The following is an 18,370-nucleotide window of genomic DNA, read 5'->3' as shown; positions in this document are numbered from 1 at the left end:
TTTGAAAGCCCCAACCGGCAAAAGATAAGACGTTATAAGACGGTTTTGGTGCTATACTTAGTACAGTGGAATTATGGAGAGAGGCCCCACGGCGGCGAACCGAGGGGCCTTTTTCATACACTGTTGCTTACAAGTTGTAAGCGACCCGAACAAATGCCGCAGGACCGGTGGCGAAACTGAATGCTCTGCCTGGATGATTTGCCAGACGGGGCATTTTTTATTGGAGGAAAACCAAATGGCAAGGCGAAGCGATGAGCGCGATGCCGCCCGCGCTGAGTACATTGCCCGGATGGAGAAAGACGGAGAAGCGAATCTTCGGCAGCTGGCGGACGATCTCCATCTTAAATATGATACGGTCCGCCGCTGGAAGGCAAAGGACGGGTGGGGCCCGCCCGCACCCCGGAAGCCCGGCGGACAGCCGGGAAACAAAAACGCCGTGGGCAACCCCGGCGGCGGGGCACCTGTCGGGAATGAGAATGCAATGAAGGATGGAGCCTATGCGACCATCTTCTTTGACAAGCTCACCCCGGAAGAAAAACAGATCGTAGAGAATGCGCCCCGGAACAGCACCGAGCTGACTTCCCACGAAATCGGTGTACTGCTGCTCCGGGAAAAGTACATTCTGGACAAGATCAAAGAGTATCAGGCTTTACCGCCTGACCAGATGATTACATCCAGCGTCATGGATATGCGAGTACCCGGCGGACGTGGCAAGCGGAAGCGGGACGGCGCAAACCAGCAGATCGGTATGTATCAGAAGGAGACCCCAGCACAGCGTATCTTGCAGCTGCAGGAAGCCTTGAACAAGATTCATGGCCGCATCCTGTCTGCGGCGGCCCAGATGCAGAAAAACGAAATGGACAAGCTGCACCTGGAAACCGAACAGCAGCGGATTGAACTGCTGCGCATCCGGGCGACCGGCGAGATCGGAGAACCGGGGGACGGTGACAAAGATGCTGTACACGAGTAAGGCCGTTGGCGAATGGCTGGGCATCACTGACCGTCAGGTGCGGAACCTGCGGGATCAGGGCGTGCTGTCCGAAGTCCGGCCCGGTGTCTTTGACATGAAGGTCTGCGTCCGGCAATACCTGAACTTCAAGATCGGCAACAAAGACGATCAAGCCCGTCTTGTTGCTGCCCGTGCCGAGCGGGAGGAAACCCGCGGCAAGATCGAGAAAATGCGGATGGAGGAAGCCCAAGGCGACCTGCACCGCACCGAGGACGTAGAACGCGCCCTGAAAACCATCTTTGCAAATTTCAAGAACCGGCTGGAAACCATCCCGACTAAGTACGCAAGTACCATGGCCCAGCTGACCGACCCGGCGGAAGCCCACGATATTCTGCAAAAAGCAGTGCAGGAAGCACTTGTGGAATTGAGCGACCCCGAAATTGCGCTGGCAGCACCAGCGGGGGAGGAACCCGAAGATGAGCAGGAAGAATAAATGCCGGGGTTGTGTCTGGGGAACCCGGCTGAATGAGATCCAGCAGTTCTGCCCGTTCGGCGGCTGTGTGAAGAAAGGCGGCGGCAACAATGGCAATGATCCACCTGGAACCGCAGACTGCACAGATGTTCAGCCGGGCACTGGGTGCGCTGAAGCCGCCCCCGAACCTGACCCTTAGTCAGTGGGCAGATAACTACCGCCGCTTGTCGGCGGAAGCATCCGCAGCACAAGGCCGTTGGAATACGGACAACGCACCTTTCCAGCGGGAGATCATGGATGCCATCGGGGATGTCCATATCCGCAAGGTGGTAGCCATGATGTGCGCCCAGTCCGGCAAGACGGACGGCCTGATCCTGAACACCATCGGGTACTACATGAGTTACTACCCGGCCCCTATCATGATCGTGCAGCCTACGGTGAACCTGGGCGAGAGCTTCAGCAAAGACCGTCTGGCTACCATGATCCGGGACACTCCGGTGCTTCGGGGCCTTGTGGATAACAAGAGCCGCTACTCCGGCAACACGATCATGAAAAAGAACTTCGCCGGTGGTCAACTGACCATCGTTGGCGCAAACGCCCCGACCGATCTGCGCGGCCGCCCCATCAAGGTGCTGCTGGCGGACGAGGTGGACGCTTACAAAGCCAGCGCCGGCAAAGAAGGCGACCCGGTCATGCTGGCCGAGCAGCGTCAAACGACCTACTGGGATTACAAGACGGTGCTGGTATCGACCCCCACCGACAAAAACAACAGCCGCATTTTGGACGAGTTCAACGCATCCACCCAAGAGGAATGGACGGTGCCTTGCCCGAACTGCGGCTTTTATCAGCCCTTTGTTTGGGACAACATGGTATTCGATAAAGACAAGTGGCCGGAAGGCGGCGTGCAATACCGCTGCGCCGAGTGCGGCTGCCTTGACAACGAATACCGCTGGAAGAAGAACAGCCTGAAAGGCAAGTGGCACGCAGAGCACCCGGAACGGGCGGTGCGGGGCTTCCACATGAACAAGATAGGCTCGACCCTCTGCGGGTGGGACAAGATCGTGGAGGACTTTATCGCCGCTGACCTGGATGCACAGCGCGGCGATTACGAGAAGATGCAGGTCTTTGTGAACACCGACCTGGGCTTGCCGTGGGAGGAACCGGGCGAAGCGGTGGAGGCAAACAACCTGCTGGACCGCCGCGAGTTCTACGAGGCCGAAGTCCCGGACGGCGTAGTGTACCTGACGGCTGGTGTCGATACCCAGGATAACCGCTTCGAGGCCGAAGTGGTGGGCTGGGGTATCGGCAGAGAAAGCTGGGGCATCCGGTACCAACGCATCTACGGCGACCTGAAACGCGGTCAGGTGTGGGCAGACCTGGACGAGTTCCTTTCCCGTACATGGAAAAAGAAAGACGGCACGGAACTGTCCCTGCGGTCTGTCTGCATGGACAGTGGCGGCCACTTCCCGGATCAGGTCATCCGGTTTTGCAAAGAACGGGAGGAACGGCATATCTGGGCCATCAAAGGCCGCGGCGGCATGGACGTACCCTACCTGCGCAACCCCACTCAGAACAACCGCGTCAAGGGCGAACTGTTCACCTTGGGCGTTGACACCGGCAAGAACCACGTCCTTGCCCGGCTGAAAGTGCTTATCAAAGGCCCGAACTACTGCCACTTCCCGGCGGCAGAAGATGCGGGGTATGACGAAAATTATTTCAAGATGCTTACTGCGGAACACAAGGTCACACGCTGGAAGTCTGGCCGCAAAGTGGAACGGTGGGAGCTGAAGGACCCGGCGCAGAAACGTAACGAAGCATTTGACGTGCGGAACTACGCGACGGCTGCGTTGGAAATCAGCAACCCGCCCGGTCTGGAAATCCCCGGTGAGGATGCACAGCGTCCTGCACAACAGCGCCAGTACCGCAGAAGGAGATCGGGAGGTATCTAACCAATGCCTGTTATTTCAAAAGAGACCGCCCAGCGGCACCTTGATATGTGGCTGGAAGCTGAGGCTGCCGTATCGACCGGGCAGAGCTATCAGATCGAGCAGATGGTCTTGACCCGCGCCAGCCTGAAACAGATCCGGGAAAGCATTGCTTTCTGGGAAAAGAAAGTGGCTGAAGCGGAAGCGGAGGAAAGGGGCCGGGGCAGAAACCGGATCTACCACTTCTCCCCGCATGACGTGTAAGGAAGGTGGAGCACATGGCGAATTTCCTTGATAAGGCCATTGCGGCAATCTCCCCTGAAAAGGGGTATCGCCGCGCTGTGGCCCGCACGGCGCTGTCTGTCATAAATAACGGCACCGGCTACGGGAACTATGGAGCTTCCCACACATCCCGCTCTATGCGGAGCTGGCACGTTGGCGGCGGCAGTGCAAAAGAGGACATCGAGGACAATCTGGAAACACTGCGCAAGCGGAGCCGGGATGCTTACATGGGCATCCCGCTGGCGGCCGGTGCAATCAAGACCCTGCGCACCAATGTGGTGGGCAGCGGCCTTGTGCCGACACCCCAGGTCGATGCGGACTATCTGCACCTGACCGAGGAACAGGCTGACCATTTGCAGGCGGAAATCTCCCGCGAGTTCAGCCTGTGGGCAGACAGTGCGGCTTGTGATGCAAGCGGCATGGACAACTTCTGGCGGCTGCAAACGCTGGCATTCACCAGTTTCCTGATGAACGGTGACGTATTTGCCGCGGTGCAGTTCAAAGAACGTGGGAACTGGCCGTATGCCTTGCAGCTTCGGCTGATCGAGGCTGACCAGGTGTGCAGCCCTGACCGCACAGACAGAATGAATCCCTGCAAGGTGGATGGTATCAATGTGCACCAGATCGTTCAGGGCGTGGAAACGGACAAAGACGGCGCAGTCATTGCCTACTGGGTAGCCAGCAGGCACCCGCTGGCCTATGATAATCCGCTGCCCCTGACATGGACGCGGGTAGAAGCCCGCGACAAAGAAACGGGAGAACCGAACATCCTGTGTGTCACCCAGAGGGAACGTGCCGGGCAGCGGCGCGGAGTTCCCCTGCTGGCACCGGTACTGCCCACGATGAAGCAGATGGGCAGATATACGGATGCAGAGTTGGCCGCGGCCATCGTGGCATCATCTATCACGCTGTTTATCAAGCACGATAACCCGGTCAGCGGAGCACCGTTTGGTGAGGATCCGTCCGACAAGGCGGAGGACCCGAACACTCCGCCTGATGAACTGGCAATCAACCTTGCGCCGTCTGCGGTGTTTGACCTTGCGCCCGGCGAAACACCGGACACGTTTGACCCGAAACATCCGACCACGACATATGACGGCTTTATGTCAGCTATGTCCAACCAGGTGGCGACGGGTATTGAAGTGCCCAGCGAGGTGCTTTATAAGAAGTTCAGCTCCAACTACTCCGCAAGCCGCGGTTCTCTGAACGAGTTTTGGAGAACGTGCGATGTGATGCGGGACAGCTTTGCGGCGGACTTCTGCCAGCCGACCTACGAAAAGTGGTTTGCCGAAGCGGTAGCCCGTGGACGTATCCATGCGCCGGGCTTCTTCGATGATCCGGCCGTTGCAAAAGCCTATATGGCCTGTAACTGGAACGGCCCGGCACGCACCAATCTGGATGCGAAGAAAGAAATCGAGGCGGCTATCCTGCGCATGGAACAGGGCATTTCCACTGCCGAGCAGGAAACGGCGCAGATGACCGGCGGAAGCTGGCGGGCCAATATGAGGCAGCGCAAAAGTGAGATGGAAAAAATGAAGGAGGTAGGCTGCAATGGGCAAAGCCAATTCCCAGACGAACCCCAAGTCAACGAATAATAAGTTCTGGCAGTTCCGCAATCTGGCCGACGATGACCAGAAGGCGGAACTGCTGCTTTATGGCGATATTTCTGAGCGCAGCTGGTGGGAGGATGCAGCGACCCCGAAACGGTTTGCGGATGATCTTGCCGCCCTGGGCGATGTGAAAGAAATCACCGTGTACATCAACTCCGGCGGTGGTGATGTTTTCGCGGCCCAGGCCATTGGCAATATGCTGGAACGCAATGCCGCCACCGTGACTGCCCACATTGACGGGTTGTGTGCAAGTGCTGCCACTATCGTTGCCTGCCATGCAGACAAAGTTGTGGCCGCGGCAGACGGCAGCTACATGGTCCATCCGGTCAGCATGGGCGTTTGCGATTACCTGACCGCAGAGGATATGAAGAACTGCCTGAAAGCGCTTGAGACCATCCGCAGCAGCATCATTGCCCTGTACGCCAAAAAGTCCGGCAAGACCGAGGATGAATGCGCTAAGTGGATGGATGAAACGAACTGGTGGACGGCAACGGAAGCCAAGGAAAAAGGCTTTGTGGATGAGGTGGACGACGATGCAGAGGATTCCGTTGTAGAGAATCGCAACGGTGTTCTGTTCGTCAACAGCATCAGCATGAACACCCCGTTTAACGAAGCGCCCAATTTTGTCAGAAGCCGGGTGACGGACAATACCGCGACCCGGACTGAAAATATGAACCCGGCGGAAAAGCCGGAACGCAATGACCATGGGGAGGTAAAAAACATGGACATCAAGACCACGGATGATCTCCGCAAGGCGTACCCGGATCTGGTAGCCACCATCGAGAATGAGGCTATCACTGCCGAGCGCACCCGCATTCAGGAGATCGAGAACGCAACTCTGCCCGGCGCGGAAGATCAGGCCAACGAGGCGAAGTTTACGAAGCCTGTTGATTCTGCGTCCTTTGCAAAGGCTGTCATTGCCAGCATGAAGGCAAAACAGCAGGAGCAGAGCAAGAACTATCTGAATAGTGCAAAGGCGGCTGCGGAGAACTCGAACGCCAACAGCATCGACAACACGCCGCCTGCAAACCCTGAAGCCGAAGATGAGGAAAGCAAGGCATTTATGAATGCAATCCGCAAGGCTAACGGCGTGAAGTAAGGAGGATGGAACTATGATCATGGATCTTGCAAGAAAAGATTTCAGCACGGCCCCGGAATATTTCATTGCCGGAACCGACATCGGCATCGCAAAGGCCACCAAGACGGCCAGTGCGGCGGTCGAGGCGCACGCCCCTGTTCTGATCGAGGGCGGCAAAGTGAAGCCGGTTGCAGATGCAGCCGGTGCAGGTCAGGCGGTTCTTACCGGCCTGTATGGTATTACCGCTGACAGTGCAGAGGCAGACAAAGAAGTGCCGATTTATCTGACCGGTGAGTTTTTCGCTACTGGCCTTGTGCTGCCGAAGAACGTGAGCGTAGACGACGTTGAAGTTCCTCTGCGCAATCTTGGTATTTTCCTGAAGTAAGGAGGACAACATTTATGGCTAATGAAGTAAGCATTTATGAGCCTCGGCACCTGATCGAGGTTGTTCGCACCACCCCGCCGATCCGCACGTTTCTGCGGGATCGCTTTTTCTCCAACGTGAAAACCTTCCCGACCCGCCGCGTTGACATTGATATTGTCAAGGGCAATCGCAAGATGGCTGCATTCATCCATCCGCTGGTTGGCGGCGAGATCGTGCAGAGCGAGGGCTACGAGACCAAATCCTATGCACCGCCCCTTATCAACCCGGCGACCATCAGCACGGCAGACCAGTACATGGAACGCCTGCCCGGTGAAGATCTGTTCTCTGGCCGCACCCCGGCAGACCGTGCAGCAGAAAAGCTGATCGAGGAATACAACCAGCTGAACGACATGACCACCCGCCGCGAAGAGTGGATGGCCGCACAGGTGCTTACCACCGGCAAGATGAAGGTCAAGGGCAAGGGCGTGGATGAAGTCATCGACTTCGGCTTTGGCAACAAGATCACTCTTGAAGGCACGAAGCAGTGGGGCAAGTCCGCCGCTGACCCCTGGGGCAATCTGCGCGACTGGAAGCAGCTGGTGAGCCGTAACGGCTTTGCCAACGCAGATATGGTCGTCATGGGCAAGGTTGCAGCCGACAATTTCATGGCTGACGGTAAGATTCTGGAACTGATGGACAAGCGCCGCTTCGACATCGGTTCCATGGCACCCAAAGAGCTGGAAGGTGGCCTGACCTATTACGGCCACCTGAACCTGCCCGGTGTGGACGTTTACGGCTACGACGAAGTTTATCTGGATGACGCGACCGGCGAGACCAAGCCGCTGATTCCCGATAACATGGTTCTGATGATCCCCAGCAACGCAAACTTCATGCGTGCCTACGGCCTGTGCAACTATCTGGATGATGGCGGCAACTGGCACAGCTTTGAGGGCGACCGTCTGCTGCGCACCTATGTGGAGCATCGTCCCGACCGTCGCTTCATTGAGCTTCAGAGCCACCCGCTGCTGATCCCTGATAAGGTAGATTCCTGGCTGGTAGCTGAGGTTTGCTGATATGCTGGACGTTGACCAGAATTACGGCGAACCGGACACCCCGAAGCCGCTCCCTACGTTCAAAGACTATGTGGCGCAGGATGTGGAAACGGTGTTCTTCAACCTGAACGAGTTTGCAGAAGAACGCTACATAGATGATAAGCGGATGCTCTGCATTACCCAGCACCCCGGCGTAAATGAACGTGCGGCGCACTGGGAGGGCGGAGCAAAACAGTCCTTTGACCAGGGAATGTATAAGGCCGATCTGCTGCTGTTCGTGAAACAGAAAGACTACGGCCCGATGCCAAAGAACGGTAAGCAGATCACACTGGATAAGAAGCGGGACTACAAAATCAAGTCCTGCTCCCTGAAGGCGGGAGTTTACCGGATGGAATTGGAAAGGGTGAGGTAAGGTGGCATACTTCCATACCAACTACGACGCTTCCACCATGACGGTTTCCGTCAATGACGAAGAAGTGTCCCGTGCCCTTGGCGTGTTGTCGAACAAGACCCCGGCAGCGCTGAAGGTGGCGGTCAACACCACGGCCAGACAGACGCGAAAGCTGATGCTGACCGAGGTGAAGAATCGCTACGACCTCAATGCGGCCGGTAGGCGTATGATCGAAGATCTGCGCCAGCGGCAGAGAGCGACCAATCACCACCCGACGGCCATCCTCGCCATCATGAAGAACGACCCCGGCGCATTCCGGGCAGACCTGGGCTATTTCAGAACCAGCCCCACAAAGCCCTTCATGGGTCCGTCTGTTCGCAATGCGCCGCCTGTTTTTCAGGCACACGTTCTGAAAGGAAACCCGATGATCGGTCTGAGCGGAACCAGTGAAAAGAGCAAGGGCTTCCTGGTTCAGTTCAAGTCGAAGCACATCGGCATGGTACAGCGCCAGTTGGGCGTGCCTGCTGACAAAGACTACACCGAGAGCGGAAAAGAACGCTGGAAGCCGAACGAAAAGCTGGTCACGATGTCCAGCCCTTCCGGCTCTGCGATGCACCGCACTGTGTGGGAAATGCAGGAAACGACCGTGGAACAGATGCTTCAGGACAACACCGAACGGCGCATCCGGCAGCTGATTGCCAATGCAAAGCGAAAGGGCGTGATCTGATATGGCCGAGAAAATCACCGGCTATACCAGCGAAATGTGCCAGCAAGCCATGATGGACGAGCTGGAAGAACTGTTCCGGGATATGAAGTTTACCGGACAGGAGGGAGAAAAGCCCCTCAAGATTTATAAGCAGTTTTTGCCGACACAGACGGACAACGATGATGACATTGACACAAACGATGCCATGTACCCCTGCATCATCGTAATCGAATCGAGCGGCGAGGTCGATAATGACCATGATCCGCAGCTGGTTCTCATGCAGCTGGTTATTTGCAGCTATGACCGCGGGATTGATCGGCAGGGGTATGTGGAAACCGTGAACATCAAGGAAGCGATTATGCAGCACTTCAAGCGTAAGCCAGTTTTCGGTGGAGCGTTTGAGGTGGGCTATCCCAGAAAGTGGGAGCTTTCAGACGATGACATGGATCACTACTACTGGGGAATTGTGAACCTGATTTGCAAGACCCCGAACGCACTGAAAAATGAAGAAGTGGAGGCGTTGATTTAATATGGGCACTGAGAAAAAAGCAGCGGTAGAAGTTCAGGAAACTCAGACTGAACAGACCGCAGTGCAGGTGCAGGCCCCTGTGGCATACTGCGGTCCGACTATCAAGGGCATCGCACCGCAGTACACGGTTTTCGTGGACGGCCTGCCCGACAAGCTGAAAGAAAAAGTGGAACAGGTGCCGCTCCTGAAAGCACTGATTGTTCCGCTGGACAAGCTCGCTGAAATGCGGGTGAAACTGGAACAGGACGGCACCAGAGAAAATATTCTCTGCAACAAGGCTGCTGCCCTGATGAAGTAAGGAGGATATGACAGATGGCTATTTCGCATGGCTTTAATAAGACCGAAGCGGCGACCAGCGTCACCGCTCCGGTAACGGTCAACTCCGGCCTGCAGATCGTTGTGGGCACGGCTCCCGTTAATATGCTGGATGACCCGGAAGCAGCGGTGAACACGCCGCTGCTGGTGAACACCTTCAAAGAGGCTGCCGCCGCAGTGGGCTATTCCAGCGATTTTGCAAAGTATACCCTGTGCGAGACTGTGAGCGCCAGCTTCCAGGTGATGGGCATTTCCCCCATCGTCGTGGTCAACGTCCTGGATCCTGCAAATGCAAAGCATATCACCGAACTGTCCAACAAGACCGTGCAGGTGAATGATGGCATCGCGGAGATCGACGAGACCGGCATCCTGCTGAAAAAGCTGGTGGTGAAGAAGGAACAGACCGTGCTCACGGCGGACGAGGACTATACTGCCAGCTTCAATGATGATGGTACTGTTAGCATCGCCCTGGTCAACGGCGGCAAAGGCGACGGGGCAACGGCCCTGACTGTTTCCGGCTCCATTCTGGATCCGACCAAGATTACCGCTGCTGACATCGTGGGCGGCGTGAATGCGGCCACCGGTGCAGAAACCGGTCTGGAAGTGGTAAGGCAGGTGTTCCCCAAGCTGGGCATGGTTCCCGGCATTCTGCTGGCACCCCGCTTCTCCAAGGATCCTATGGTGTGTGCCGCACTTCAGGCCAAGTGCCGCAAGATCAACGGCGTTTTCGATGCTGTGTGCTTCGTTGACATCGACAGTTCTGCTTCCGGTGCACGCAAGTACACCGATGTGGCAAACCAGAAGGTCAAGCAGGGCGCAACTTCTCGTGAAGCATATGCCCTGTGGCTGTACGGCAAGATCGGCAGCACCATCTACAGCGGTAGCTCTCTGGCCGCTGCTGCGGCAGTCTACAACGACAGCCTGTACAACGATACGCCCAATGCCAGCCCGTCCAATGTCAGCGTACCCATTTCCTCCGCCTGCCTGGAAGATGGCACCGAAGTCCTGATGGATCAGGAGCAGGGCAATGTGCTGAATGAGCAGGGCGTGGCGACCTTCATCCGATCCGGCGACTTTGTTGTGTGGGGCAATGAGACCTGCTGCTACCCGAAAAACACTGACCCGAAGGACGCTTTCCTTTGTGTCCGCCGCTTCTTCAACCACTCCTGGACCAGCTTTGTTCTGGACAACATGAGCAAGCTGGATAAGCCCATGAACAAGAAGCGCCTTCAGTCCATCATCGACAGCGAGAACATGAAGGGCAGTGTCTATGTCTCTACCGAGGTGTGCGCCAGCTACAGCATGAAGGCAGACCCCGACCGCAACACGACCGCTGAACTGGTTGCAGGCCACTACTCCTTCTATCAGTTCTGCACGCCGTTCCCGCCTTTTAAGCAGATCAACAACACCATGGAGTATGAGGCCGGCGCACTGACCTCGGCTCTGTCTCTGTAAGCAGGAGGAATGACCTATGGCTCTGAATATTTCCAGTGACCTGGTTCCCCAGGTCATCAATGACTACAATGCGTACACGGAAGATGACCTGCTCATTGGTCTGGCGGATGAAATCACCCTGCCAAAGATCAAGAACAAGACCACCTCCGTGTCCGGCATGGGCATTGCGGGCGAAGTCGATTCTCCCGTGCCCGGTCAGTTTGAATCCATGGAGGCAACGCTGAACTGGAACACCATGTACAGCTACGCCACCAAGATGATGAACCCCAACAAGAACATCCAGATCACCCTGCGTGCTGCTATGCAGAACGACAACAAGAACGGCGGCTACACCTACAAGGGCCTGCGCGTCGTCCTGGGTGGTCGTCCCAAGGAGCTGGATCCCGGCAAGCTGAAGCGTGCCGACACCATGGGCAGCACCACCACGCTGGAAGTCACCCGTTACCTGCTGGCGGTTGACGGCACTACTGTTATCGACATCGACAAGTTTGCGGGCCGCTACTATGTCGATGGCGAGGATATGCGTGCCGAGATCAACGCTCTTATCTAAACCCGATACATGAAGAAGTCAGCCGTCCCGGCGTGGGGCGGCTGATTGTCTTTTGGAAAGGAAACAGCAATGGACAATATCGTGAAGTTTGATAAACCTTATAAGTTCGAGGGCAAGGAGTACGACAGCCTGGATCTGTCCGGTATGGAGAAGATGACCGTGCAGGACTTGATTGACATTCAGAAAAGCATCGGCAACGAGACGGCGGCCATGTACGCGATGGAAATGACCACTTCCTTTGCACAGGAAATGGCTGTTAAGGCTACTGGAAAGCCGGTGGAGTTCTTCAAGCTCATGCCCCGCGGCAAGATCAAGAAAGTGCAGGCGGCGGTTATCAAGGGCATGGATAACAGCGAGAACGCCGATGAAGTGAAAAAGCAGCTGGAATCTCACACCCTGAAGTTTGCAGCGCCCTACACCTACGAGGGCAGCGAAAAGGCTGAGCTGAAGGGTAAGATCTTTGACAGCATCGACCTGTCCGGCGTGGGCGAACTGAACACTATGAGCGAATCCATGGCAGAAAACCGCATGGCTGCGGGCGGATTTGCACCGGTGAATACGCATCGCAACTACCTGTACTGCTGCATCATCGCCAGCATGGGCACCGGCTACCCGGTGGACTTCTTTGCCGGTCTGCCGCTGTGCGAGGCGGTCAAGCTGCGCGATGCCGTAAACTCTGATTTTTTCGAGTAAAAGGCGGGGCAAAAGGACTTCGGAAAGCAGCTATCCAACTATCCATTGCCACGCATTCCAACATGACGGATCTGCTGCACCTGCCCCGGCGGGAGCTGGTGGATCTGTGTAACGAGGTGGCAGACGTATGGCGGGAAATGGAGCACTAGACCTCAGCATCCGCATCATGGGCAAGGTGGACCCATCCCTTGTAACTGCAATAAAGCAGACGAAGGGGCTGACCGGTGATCTGGCGAGCGCACTGACGGGAACAAAGTCGCTGGGCAGCACGGTAGCAAACACTCTGGGCGTAATCGGAAAGACTGGGCTTGGAATCATGGCGACGCTGACAACTGCGTCCGCTGTCATGATTAAAAAGACAACCTCCATGGCAGAGGAATACCAAGCCCAGGCGGCAGATGCAGTCAAGTATGTTGGCGGCATCATGAACGATGACGGCAGCATTGACCCGGAAAAGCGTGCCACCATGGAGGACGCGATCCTCAAGATGACTACGCAGGTCCCAATCAAACGGGACGAGATGGCGCAGATCGCCGCATCGCTGGGACAGTCCGGTAAGAGCTATGAGCAAATCTTTCTGGATAACCAGCAAACCGGAGAAAAAAGCTACCTGTACGATACGGCCCGGCTAGCTGCCGCGTGGGACATTGATGCAAAGTCTGCGGCCGATTATATGGCAAAGTGGGAAACCGCTTTTGGTAAGACCCACAACCAGATTATCGACATTGCAGATTCCATCAACTATCTGGGCGGCCACATGGCTACCACGGCGGCGGAAATCGCCAGCGTGGTGAATACGTCCGGCGGTGTCGGCCAGACAGCCGGCGTTGACCTGCACACGACCTCTGCGCTGGCAGCCACCATGCTGGCTATGGGCGTTAATGAGGGAAAGGCTGGAACAAGCCTGAACCGTGTGTTTACAAACATCACCCTTGGCAACAGTGCAACGGATGCGCAGGTGGGCGCATGGAACAAACTCGGTTTTGATCCTGTGCAGATTGCAAAGGATATGCAGTCCACCGGGCCGAACGGAGAAGATGGTGCAGCAAGCACTCTGTACAAAGTCTTTGAGGCGATCTCGAAACAGGACAAGTACCAGCAGACTGCGACCATCAAGACACTGTTTGGACAGTGGGCCATTGAGGGCGTTTCAAAAATTGTGGGCAACTTGCCTGCGTTCCAGAATGCCTTGCTTATGGCTGGTGATACCAGCGCATACAGCGGCAGCATGGAGAAAGAATTGCTTGTTCGTCTGGACACCAGCAAAGCGGTAAGCCAGATGGCAAGTAATGCGACAGACCGCCTGCTTATCAAGGCGGGCAATCAGTTCCTTCCGGCAAAGAAAGAACTGACATCCATGTGGATCGACATAGCAAACGGTATCACCGAGAGCTTGCCAGATCTGTCCAACATCGTCAATGGCATTCTGCCGATGTTGCACTCCGCGCTGCTTGGAATTGGCAATGCGGCGCAGGCGGCATTGCCGTGGATCCAGAAGGGCATCGACTACACTGCAGAGCATGGGCCGGAAGTGGCAGGGGCCATTGCTGCCATAGTCGCGGCGTTCGGAGCTATGAGCTTTGCACCGACGGCTTATAGCACAGGATCCTCGCTGCTGAACACCATCGGGAACATTGCAATCGGCGGAAAACCGAGCGGTGCCCCGGGCGGAACATTCGGAGGCATCACTGTCCGAAATCTGATGGGCGCACTGACACCCACAAGCCTGATCCAACGGGCAGTTGGTGGCGCATCCTTTGTAAAATCGAATGCCGGAATGTTTGCTGAAAATGCAAAGTACGGCGTTCAGATGGCCGGTGCCGGAGCGCAGCAGCCCACAACGCGCCTTGGAAAAATTGGGCAGACGTTGGACGGCGCTGGTGTCGGCATCTGGGCAACACTGAAAAATTTCAAGGGCCTGCGAAGCGGAACCAAGAAAGGAAACACCGGTTTTGTAAATGATGTGCTGGAAGCTAGCACGAACGGTGGCCTGCTGGGCGTGCTGAAAAACTCCGGCTCCGGTAGGTATGTTTCCAATGTCGGGCAATCGCTGGGCGGCCTGAAAAATGCTCTGGTGGGGTTCGGAAGCGGCAATCCGGTTGGACGATTTATCGCCAAGACCGGCGGTGTTGCGGGACAGATTCTTTCCGGCATTGCAGGACCGAACGGTCTTGACCTTGGAGGTATGGCCGGTGGAGTGAAAAATTTCCTCGGTGCAGGAAAGACGGTCATTGGAAATGGGCTGTCCAATGCATGGCAGACCGTCAGCCAGTCCAAAGTGGGTTCTACCGTCCTCGGTGTCGGCAGCAAGGTGGCGGGTGCAGCATCCAAAATCGGCGGCGGCGCTTTGAGCACGGTGAAGGGAGCTTTGAATGTCGGCGGCGCAGGGCTGAACGTACTGGGTACGACGGTAGGCCCAGTGGCCGCAAAACTGGGCGGCGGTTTTATGTCGCTGCTTGGCACATTCGGCCCCGTTATTACCGGTATCGGTACGATCATTGCGGCGGTTTCACTGCTGGAAGATCACTTCGAGGACATCCGCAACATCGTCGGAACAGTATTTGGCGAAGGCGGGCTTGCCGTCTTTGACAAATTCACCGGAAAGATAGCGGGTATCGGCGACACCGTGAAGCAGGTGTTCGGGCAACTCACCACCCCGGAGGGCTTGCAGAGCATCCAGGAAAAGCTATCCGGCTTCAGTATCGGAGGGCTAAATCTGGGTGACGTGTTCGGAGCTATGACCCCTGCCATCCAGACGGTTATGCCGTTGATTGAATCGTTCGCCGGTGTGTTCTCTCAGATTGTAGATCTGGGAGTAAACCACATCAAGCCGGTGCTGACTGAGATCTTCGGCTTTATCGTGAATGAAGGCATTCCGGCGGTCATGCCGCTGTTGTCTACGGTGGTAAGCCTGGTAGGCACCACACTGGTCAACGCCATCAAGGTGGCGGTGGATCTGGTGGGTAAGGTGCTTCCTGTGGTAGAGCCTGTGATTCTGGGCATCATCGGCTTCCTGAAGCAGGTTGCAACCATCGGCGTGAAAGCGGTCAACTTCATCATTGGGGCGCTGAACAAAATTCAGCTCACAATACCGGAAACGCTGTTCGGCATTCCGGTTCCGGTGATCGGCGGTAAGTCGTTCGGATTCAACCTGTCACCCGTGTCTGTCCCGGCATTTGCCAACGGCGGCATGACGCAGGGACCGTCTATTGCTGGTGAGGCTGGCCCGGAAGCCGTTATCAGCTTCCGGCGCGGCGTTCGTGAAAAGAACATTGATACCTGGCTGACCGCTGGTAAGCTGCTGGGCGTTGGTCTGGGTGATCTGCTGGGGTTGCCCGGCAGAAAGCCGAAGATGTTCGCGGACGGTGGTTTTACAGAAGAAGATTCTAACCTGATCGACTTCAACAGAGCACGTCGCCAGCAGTATTACAACCAGGTGGCTCAAAGTTTTGACACTATGGTTCAGCCTGTTGCAGCGGCATTGGTACTGGGGTCCGACGCTGGTGTGGCGTTCAGCCGTATCACGGAGATCGCCAACTATGCAGTAGATGGGCTGGAAACTCTGGCGGCAATGCCGACACCTACCGTGTCGGATGACCAGGGCAAAGCCCAACAGCTGCTGAACACCGGAATCGGGAAAGTGATTGCTGGTGCCAAGTCTGTTCTTGCAAACGAAAATACTCAGAAGGCAATCCGGTTTATCCGGGGAGCAGATGCGGAAAAGGCAAAGCTGGAATACGCTGCAAACCCGGACAACTACGATCTGAGCAATGTCAATTTCTTTCCGACGGCTGGCAACAGTGAACTGACAAGGCAAAATCTGTCGATGCTGGCAGACCTTCAGAACTACCAGCAGGAAGTGGAGCTGAAGCCCATCGGCGGGAGCGAAGATGCTTCTGGTGGCAGCACCGGGAACCAGCGCGGTGGATCGAGCAACAGCTACCAGCGTACCTATACGAGTTCCAGCGGAAACACATATGTTTATGGACCAAACTTCACCATCTACGGCAGCATGAATGCCGAAGATCTACGTTCCATTATGGACGAAGGTTACGAGAAGTTCTGCGAGTATGTGGAACGGTACGAACGCGAAAAGAGGCGCACGCAGTATGGCACTTGATTACACCACAAAGTCCGGTGACACCTGGGATCTGATTGCCCTGAACGTGTACGGAAGCGAGCTGAAAGCCGATTGGCTGATGCAGAACAACCCCAGATATATCCATATCGTCCGGTTCGATTCCGGCACGGTGCTGTTAACACCAGCTCTGCCGACTGAAAAGAGCGGAGACCTTCCGCCCTGGAAGGCAGGTGCATGATGGTACTGACAGCAGCGAGACCCAAAGGAAGGCAGGCTGCGGTTCTTCTGACCTACGAGAAAACCGATATTCCGGAAGAAATCGCACCTGATCTGGAAAGTTTCAAGTACACGGATGTGGCTGAATCCAAAAGCGACAGTGTGAGCATTACAGTCAATGCCAAAGCTGCCAAATGGAAAAATGACTGGATGCCGGAAAAGGGCGTGAAGCTCTACCCGGCTATTGTTGTAAAGGACTGGAATATCGGGGGCATTGAGAGCGGCTACAGAGATTACAGCGCCGAGTGCGGGGCATTCGTGCTGGATGATCTTAGTTTTGCCGGTGCACCTGATTCGCTGACGATGGGCGGCGTGGCAAAGCCGAACGACACCAGCTTCAGCGAGAGAAACCGGACCTTTACATGGAAGAACACCAGCGTAAAGAAAATCGCTGAAACCATTGCAGGCCGTTACAAATTGGAGCTGAAGTTTGAGGGAGACGACCACGGCATTGATGCAAAGGAACAGGACGGAACAGATAGTGCCTTTCTGCAAGATCTGTGCAGCACCTATGCACTGGTTATCAAAGTCTACACTTCAAAGCTCTGGGTGTACGACCGGGAAAAGTACAAGGCGAAAGATCCTGTATGGACGGTATATGAGAGCCGGCCCGTTGGAAATCCGACGGCCCTGTGCGTAGAGCCGGGAAGTTTCAAGTGGAACACAAAGCTGACTGGAACATACACGGGCGGCCTTTATACCTACACCAACAAACAGAAAAAAATCAATATCAACGTCAAGGTGGGCACGGACGAACGCCAGCTTAAACTTACTGGAAAGGTAAGCAGCGAGGCAGACGCAAAAGCCCGCCTGATAGCGGCCATCAAGAATGCCAACCACGGAGCAACCCAGATCAGTTTTACGATGTTGGGCTATCCGGCCGGCGCTTCAGCGCAGTGCTTTAACCTAGTTGGCTATGGAAAGATGGACGGAAAGTATTTCGTTGATCAGATGGAACACAGCATATCTCCATCCAGCGGCTACAAAACACAGGTCAAGGCCAGCAAAGTGGAAAAGGAGGATTTCGCATGAGCAGTGAAGTGAGATTCGGCAATGTGAGTTCTATCGACTATGAGGCTGGAAAGTGCGAAGTTACTTACCCAGACAGGGACGACACCGTTACGGAAATGGTGCCGTTTCTGTCCAATGGCGAGTACCAGACACCGGAAGTTGATGATCTTGTGCTTGTCCTGCATCCAGGAGAAAGCCCGGAGGATGCTGTTGTGGTGGGCACCGTCTGGAATGAAAAGAATAAACCGCCCGAAGGAAAGGAAAAAGTCTACCGAAAGGACTATGCCAACTCGCGGGGAAAGGCATATCGGAAGTTTGATGCAAATGCCAAAGAACTGACCGACTATGTGGACGGAAAGAAAATCCTGAAGGCAAAAAGTCTTGAGATCCAGGTAGGCGGTGCAACCGTGACCATCAGCGAGGGCGGAGAAATCAAGGTGACATCCCCGGCGGGGATCACGCTTGCAGCATCCGGCGAATTGAAAATGACGGCATCGACCATCAATGCGACCGCTGGAACAGTGAACATCCAGGGCGGAGGTGGCGATGTTGTTGTGTCCGGCAAATCGCTGGTATCGCATACGCACACCGGAAACCTTGGCAAGAAAACATCCGCACCCCTGTAAGGAGG

19 protein-coding genes are annotated in these 18,370 nt (G+C 55.8%); all 19 read left to right on the top strand.

The window, feature by feature from the left end:
- The first annotated feature begins 235 nt into the window (after positions 1-235).
- The 19 genes from terS to MTP42_RS13160 all read left to right on the top strand — a co-directional run bounded on the left by terS (position 236) and on the right by MTP42_RS13160 (position 18,365).
- Complete coding sequence (terS, locus tag MTP42_RS13250; RefSeq protein ID WP_249257509.1) at positions 236-970, top strand: phage terminase small subunit; 735 nt, start codon at positions 236-238, stop codon at positions 968-970.
- Positions 954-1,442: a hypothetical protein gene (locus MTP42_RS13245; RefSeq protein ID WP_120081099.1), complete on the top strand. Its 489-nt coding sequence runs from the start codon at positions 954-956 to the stop codon at positions 1,440-1,442. Before terS ends, MTP42_RS13245 begins: the two co-directional genes overlap by 17 nt.
- A gap of 89 nt (positions 1,443-1,531) precedes the next feature.
- Complete coding sequence (locus MTP42_RS13240; RefSeq protein WP_120081096.1) at positions 1,532-3,370, top strand: phage terminase large subunit family protein; 1,839 nt, start codon at positions 1,532-1,534, stop codon at positions 3,368-3,370.
- 3 nt (positions 3,371-3,373) lie between these two features.
- On the top strand, positions 3,374-3,610 hold the full coding sequence (locus MTP42_RS13235; RefSeq protein ID WP_120081094.1) for a DUF6148 family protein: 237 nt from the start codon (positions 3,374-3,376) through the stop codon (positions 3,608-3,610).
- A gap of 14 nt (positions 3,611-3,624) precedes the next feature.
- Positions 3,625-5,223 (top strand): phage portal protein, encoded by a 1,599-nt coding sequence (locus MTP42_RS13230; RefSeq protein ID WP_249257508.1) that lies wholly within the window; start codon positions 3,625-3,627, stop codon positions 5,221-5,223.
- Positions 5,180-6,337 (top strand): head maturation protease, ClpP-related, encoded by a 1,158-nt coding sequence (locus MTP42_RS13225; protein WP_249257507.1) that lies wholly within the window; start codon positions 5,180-5,182, stop codon positions 6,335-6,337. The genes MTP42_RS13230 and MTP42_RS13225 overlap by 44 nt, the downstream gene beginning before the upstream one ends.
- Before the next feature lie 13 nt (positions 6,338-6,350).
- On the top strand, positions 6,351-6,701 hold the full coding sequence (locus tag MTP42_RS13220; protein ID WP_249257506.1) for a hypothetical protein: 351 nt from the start codon (positions 6,351-6,353) through the stop codon (positions 6,699-6,701).
- A 14-nt stretch (positions 6,702-6,715) separates the two neighbouring features.
- Entirely contained in the window at positions 6,716-7,753 is a 1,038-nt protein-coding gene (locus tag MTP42_RS13215) for a major capsid protein (RefSeq protein ID WP_249257505.1), read from the top strand.
- 1 nt (position 7,754) lies between these two features.
- Positions 7,755-8,144 carry a hypothetical protein gene (locus MTP42_RS13210; RefSeq protein ID WP_120081084.1) on the top strand — a complete coding sequence of 130 codons (390 nt, stop codon included), beginning with the start codon at positions 7,755-7,757 and terminating at the stop codon, positions 8,142-8,144.
- Between the two features lies 1 nt (position 8,145).
- The gene (locus tag MTP42_RS13205) at positions 8,146-8,850 is read left to right on the top strand and encodes a hypothetical protein (protein ID WP_249257504.1); all 705 of its coding nucleotides are present in this window, start codon (positions 8,146-8,148) and stop codon (positions 8,848-8,850) included.
- 1 nt (position 8,851) lies between these two features.
- Positions 8,852-9,358: a hypothetical protein gene (locus MTP42_RS13200; RefSeq protein WP_249257503.1), complete on the top strand. Its 507-nt coding sequence runs from the start codon at positions 8,852-8,854 to the stop codon at positions 9,356-9,358.
- Between the two features lies 1 nt (position 9,359).
- Positions 9,360-9,656 carry a hypothetical protein gene (locus MTP42_RS13195; RefSeq protein ID WP_120081078.1) on the top strand — a complete coding sequence of 99 codons (297 nt, stop codon included), beginning with the start codon at positions 9,360-9,362 and terminating at the stop codon, positions 9,654-9,656.
- A 14-nt stretch (positions 9,657-9,670) separates the two neighbouring features.
- Positions 9,671-11,128, top strand: coding sequence for a phage tail sheath subtilisin-like domain-containing protein (locus MTP42_RS13190; RefSeq protein ID WP_249257502.1), 1,458 nt, complete (start codon positions 9,671-9,673; stop codon positions 11,126-11,128).
- 16 nt (positions 11,129-11,144) lie between these two features.
- Positions 11,145-11,678, top strand: a complete 534-nt coding sequence (locus tag MTP42_RS13185) for a phage major tail tube protein (protein WP_249257501.1) — start codon at positions 11,145-11,147, stop codon at positions 11,676-11,678.
- A 69-nt stretch (positions 11,679-11,747) separates the two neighbouring features.
- Positions 11,748-12,371 carry a phage tail assembly protein gene (locus tag MTP42_RS13180; RefSeq protein ID WP_249257500.1) on the top strand — a complete coding sequence of 208 codons (624 nt, stop codon included), beginning with the start codon at positions 11,748-11,750 and terminating at the stop codon, positions 12,369-12,371.
- A gap of 127 nt (positions 12,372-12,498) precedes the next feature.
- Complete coding sequence (locus tag MTP42_RS13175) at positions 12,499-16,491, top strand: phage tail tape measure protein (RefSeq protein ID WP_249257499.1); 3,993 nt, start codon at positions 12,499-12,501, stop codon at positions 16,489-16,491.
- Positions 16,481-16,690 (top strand): phage tail protein, encoded by a 210-nt coding sequence (locus MTP42_RS13170; protein ID WP_249257498.1) that lies wholly within the window; start codon positions 16,481-16,483, stop codon positions 16,688-16,690. Before MTP42_RS13175 ends, MTP42_RS13170 begins: the two co-directional genes overlap by 11 nt.
- Positions 16,687-17,760: a phage late control D family protein gene (locus MTP42_RS13165; RefSeq protein ID WP_249257497.1), complete on the top strand. Its 1,074-nt coding sequence runs from the start codon at positions 16,687-16,689 to the stop codon at positions 17,758-17,760. Before MTP42_RS13170 ends, MTP42_RS13165 begins: the two co-directional genes overlap by 4 nt.
- Positions 17,757-18,365, top strand: coding sequence for a phage baseplate protein (locus MTP42_RS13160; protein ID WP_112148810.1), 609 nt, complete (start codon positions 17,757-17,759; stop codon positions 18,363-18,365). Before MTP42_RS13165 ends, MTP42_RS13160 begins: the two co-directional genes overlap by 4 nt.
- Positions 18,366-18,370 lie beyond the last annotated feature (5 nt).

Origin of the sequence: Faecalibacterium sp. I2-3-92, assembly GCF_023347315.1 — a bacterium.
Lineage (GTDB): Bacteria > Bacillota > Clostridia > Oscillospirales > Ruminococcaceae > Faecalibacterium > Faecalibacterium duncaniae.
This window is presented reverse-complemented; position numbering and strand designations above follow the sequence as displayed.